Origin of the sequence: Saccharomonospora saliphila YIM 90502 (assembly GCF_000383795.1) — a bacterium.
Taxonomy (GTDB): Bacteria; Actinomycetota; Actinomycetes; order Mycobacteriales; family Pseudonocardiaceae; genus Saccharomonospora; species Saccharomonospora saliphila.
Window position 1 is genome coordinate 4,670 of the sequence record NZ_KB912726.1, and the last position, 3,728, is coordinate 8,397.

The 3,728-nt window shown below is 72.1% G+C and carries 5 protein-coding genes; 4 read left to right on the forward strand and 1 reads right to left on the reverse strand.

The window, feature by feature from the left end:
- Positions 1–44 precede the first annotated feature (44 nt).
- Positions 45–461 (forward strand): hypothetical protein, encoded by a 417-nt coding sequence (locus SACSA_RS23805; protein ID WP_232213009.1) that lies wholly within the window; start codon positions 45–47, stop codon positions 459–461.
- A 3-nt stretch (positions 462–464) separates the two neighbouring features.
- Complete coding sequence (locus SACSA_RS0118810) at positions 465–1,259, forward strand: hypothetical protein (protein WP_019819266.1); 795 nt, start codon at positions 465–467, stop codon at positions 1,257–1,259.
- Positions 1,260–1,288: 29 nt separating this feature from the next.
- Here SACSA_RS0118810 and SACSA_RS0118815 read toward each other — a convergent pair whose 3' ends face one another.
- The gene (locus SACSA_RS0118815; protein WP_019819267.1) at positions 1,289–2,062 is read right to left on the reverse strand and encodes a site-2 protease family protein; all 774 of its coding nucleotides are present in this window, start codon (positions 2,060–2,062) and stop codon (positions 1,289–1,291) included.
- Positions 2,063–2,301: 239 nt separating this feature from the next.
- Here SACSA_RS0118815 and SACSA_RS0118820 point away from each other — a divergent pair, with 239 nt between their 5' ends.
- A complete protein-coding gene (locus SACSA_RS0118820; protein ID WP_028662040.1) occupies positions 2,302–2,625 on the forward strand; it encodes a WhiB family transcriptional regulator in 324 nt (107 codons plus the stop codon).
- A 90-nt stretch (positions 2,626–2,715) separates the two neighbouring features.
- The gene (locus SACSA_RS0118825; RefSeq protein WP_019819269.1) at positions 2,716–3,618 is read left to right on the forward strand and encodes a glycosyltransferase family 2 protein; all 903 of its coding nucleotides are present in this window, start codon (positions 2,716–2,718) and stop codon (positions 3,616–3,618) included.
- Positions 3,619–3,728 lie beyond the last annotated feature (110 nt).

Sequence of the window (3,728 nt, forward strand, 5' to 3'; positions counted from 1 at the left end):
CCGCGCGGGCACCGCGACGCCGAGGCGCCTCCGGCCGCGCGAACCTGGGCACGCTGGCCGTGCTGGCGCTCGACGCCGCGCTGCTCGCGACGATGGAGCTGTTCTTCCTGCCACTGCGGCTGGACGGTGTGGTGCTGCCCCGGCTCGGGGACATCCCGTTTCTCATCAGCGTGGTGCTGGCCGCGGTGACCACGCCGCTGCTGGTGACCCACGCTGCCACGCTCGTGCCCCGCAAGCTGGCCACGGTCCCGCTGCTGGCGTGGCTGGTGACGCTGCTCGTCCTCGGGCTCGGCGGACCCGGTGGGGACATCGTGCTGCTCGCCGACTGGCGCGCGCTGGTGCTGCTCGTGGCCGGAGCACTGCCCGCGGCGGTGGCGCTGGGTGGGACGCTCGCCTCCGGCGACAAACGTCGCCGGGCGGCGGGATCGGCGGACGCGCAGGGGACACGGGAAGCGGGGTAGCCGGTGGCCGAACCGATCAGCGACAGGCAGGTCGTCCGGGCTCTGCGTCCGTTCGTGCGCGCGACGGCCCCGCTCGTGGACGCGTTGCGGGAGGCCGAGCCGTTCGCGGCGGGCGCCGGCGAGTCGAATTCCACAGGGGACGGTGAGGTCGCCTCCTCCGTGCGGGCACGGCTGGTCACGGGGCTGCGTTCGGTGCGGGTGCCCGGCACGCCCGCGTGGAGCAGGATGGACGCCGCCGACCGCACGGACTGGTGGGTCAACCGCGTCGGACGCTTCACCGCGCTGCTCACGGCCGTACCGGGACTCGGCGGCGTCCTGGCGGACCGGCTCCCGGTGCAGGACACGATCGGAGTCGCCACCCAGGGGTTGCTGCTGTGCGCCGTCGCGGGCGAGCACGGCGTCACCGACGTCGGTGAGCGCGTCCGGCTCGTGGCGTGGGTGCTGTTCGAGCGCGACCTCGACCCGGAGCTGGCGGCTGGCCGTGACGCGGGGCACGACGCCGCCGCCGAGGACCGTCGGACCGAGGAGCTGACCGAGGACCTGGCGGCGGCCCGGCGTGCGGGCGAGCGCCGGGTGGGACTCAAGCCGGGTGCCCGCACCGTGTGGCGGCTGGGCCGTTCCCTGCTGGCGATCACCGGCGAGCTGGAGAAGCGCCCGAGCGGGCGGGTGCATCACCAGGCCCTCGGTGCCCTGCCGGTGGTCGGCATGGTGGGCAACTACTTCGGCGAGCGCGCGGCGCTGCGCACGGTGGCCGAGGGCGCCCGTACCTGGCTCGCCCGGCGTGACCGCGGGGCCTAGCGGGCGCCGCGGTCACACGGGAGCCGGAGTCAGTACCGCCAGAACATGAACAGGCCCTGTCCCCACGCGGCGATGTCCGCCTGGCCTCCGACCGCGGCGAACACGGCGTCGGCGAGCCCCCACAGGGCCTGCCCGACGCCGGGTATTCCGATGATCAACGCGAGCAGGACCAGTGGCGCCCAGGGACGGGCCTTGTGGCCGAACTCGCGCGCTCGCGGCGACAGGTAGGGCTCCAGCGCGCCGTAGCCGTCGAGGCCCGGGATCGGCAGGATGTTGATCACGAAGGCCAGGATCTGGAGCGAGGCCAGGTAGGACAGCCCGGCCAGCAGGCCGAGCGGCATGTCCACCAGCACGACCGCTGTCGTGAGCGCGATGCCGAGGGCGAGATTGCTCAACGGCCCGGCCAGCGACACCCAGGACGAGACCGAGCGCGAGCGCAGGGCCCACTGGTTGATCCACACGGCGCCACCGGGCAGCGGGATGCCGCCGATCGCGAGAATGATCAGTGGCAGCACCAGTGACAGCACCGGGTCGGTGTAGCGGCGGATGTCCATGGTGAGGTAGCCCTTGGCCGCGACCTCGCGGTCGCCGCCCCGGTAGGCGACCAGCGCGTGACCGAACTCGTGCAGGGTCAGCGAGAGTGCCCAGCCGCCGATCACGAGCAGGAACACGCCGAGCGTGCCGAGCACGGTGCGGTTGAACAGTTCGTCAGGGGCGGCGGTGGTGGCCAGCGCGCCACCCAGGACCGTGACGGCGAGGATGGCGTAGAAGAGCAGGCTGGGGCGGACGAGTGAGCGTTGCACGGGCCTAGTCTGTCCCCTCCGTTCGTCGCGTGACGAACTCGGTCAATTCCCTGTGAGGTCATCGGCGTGTCCGCTTGCGCGTGCCGCGGACCAGTGTCCCCCATCCTCGTTACTCCACTTGACCCAGGCGCATCACGCGGGTGTAATCACATTGATGTCATTTCGCTGTCTTAAAAGGGGGGCAGCTGGGGCATCCGGTACCGCCGGTCCTGGGAGTGCGTGAGAGCGAGGAGGCGGACGTGCGGTTGGACACTACTGGACAGGAATGGGGGCACGTCATGGAGTGGGGTGGGCACCCGGACGAGGATCTGGGCGTGCTCACCGACCTCCTCGGCGTGGCGGAAGAGCAGGATTGGCAGGAACGCGCCCTGTGCGCGCAGACCGATCCGGAGGCGTTCTTCCCGGAGAAGGGGGGCTCGACGAGGGAGGCCAAGCGCATCTGCCAGGGATGCGAGGTCAAGGACGACTGCCTGGAGTACGCGCTGGCGCACGACGAACGGTTCGGCATCTGGGGCGGGTTGTCCGAACGGGAACGGCGCAAGCTGAAGAAGCGCGCCGTGTGACGGAGGCGTCGGCGGACATGGGCGCGACGGGCGGGTGTGTCCCCTCGTTAGGGTGATGTCGTCCGGCCCCCGTGATCTCCGGAGAGGTACGTGCCCCGGTCCTTCGCCGTGTCCTCGCCGGTGGCCAGCGCGCCGGTTCTCGCCGTCCTGGTCTGCCACAACGGAGCGCGATGGCTTCCCGAGGTGCTGGACGCCGTGGAGGCGGGCACCGTCCGTCCTCGGCACATCCTGGCCGTGGACACCGGATCGACCGACAGCACGGCGGCGGTGCTCGCCGACGCCCGTGAGCGGGGACTCCTCGACGGAGTCCTGACGCTACCAGCCTCCACCGGCTACGCGGCCGCGGTCACCGCGGCCGTCGAGGCCGGTCGTTTGCGGTGGGGCGATCCCGGCGCGTGGCTGTGGCTGTTGCACGACGACAGCGCCCCGGAACCCGAGTGTTTGGACCTGTTGCTGCGGGCCGCCGACACGGCTCCGTCAGCGGCCGTGCTCGGGCCTGTGGCTTTGGACTGGACCGATCCACGCACCATCGTGGAGGCGGGGCTGTCCACCGACTCGGCCGGGCACCGCAGGCATGCCGGTCCGCGTCGCGCGTCGTCCGAGCAGAGCACCGAGGTGCTGGCCGTACCCAGCGCGGGCGCGCTCGTCTCCCGGGCGGCGTGGGACGACCTCGGTGGCCTGGACACCGGCATTCCGTTGTTGCGCGAGGACCTCGACCTCGGCTGGCGGGCGAACGCCTCCGGCAGGCTCGTGCTCTGTGTGCCGCGCGCCCGCATCCGGCACGCCCGCGCCACCGCGACGCGGGCCCGCACCGCCGACGTCACGCGAGCCCCGGTGGCGGTGGTGGACCGGGTGCACGGGGTGCGCACGATTCTCGTCAACGGCTCCGCCGTCGCCTTCGTTCTCGGAACGGTCCGGCTTCCGCTGCTGTGCCTGCTGCGTGGCCTGGTCTTCCTCCTCGTCCGGGACGCGCCCCGCACGGGTGCGCTCTGACGCCCCACCTGACACCGCAAGTGAGGTCGACCCGATGGTTTTGAACCGCCTGCTCCGCGCGGGCGAGGGCAAGATGGTGAAGCGGCTGCGCCGCATCGCCGATCAGATCA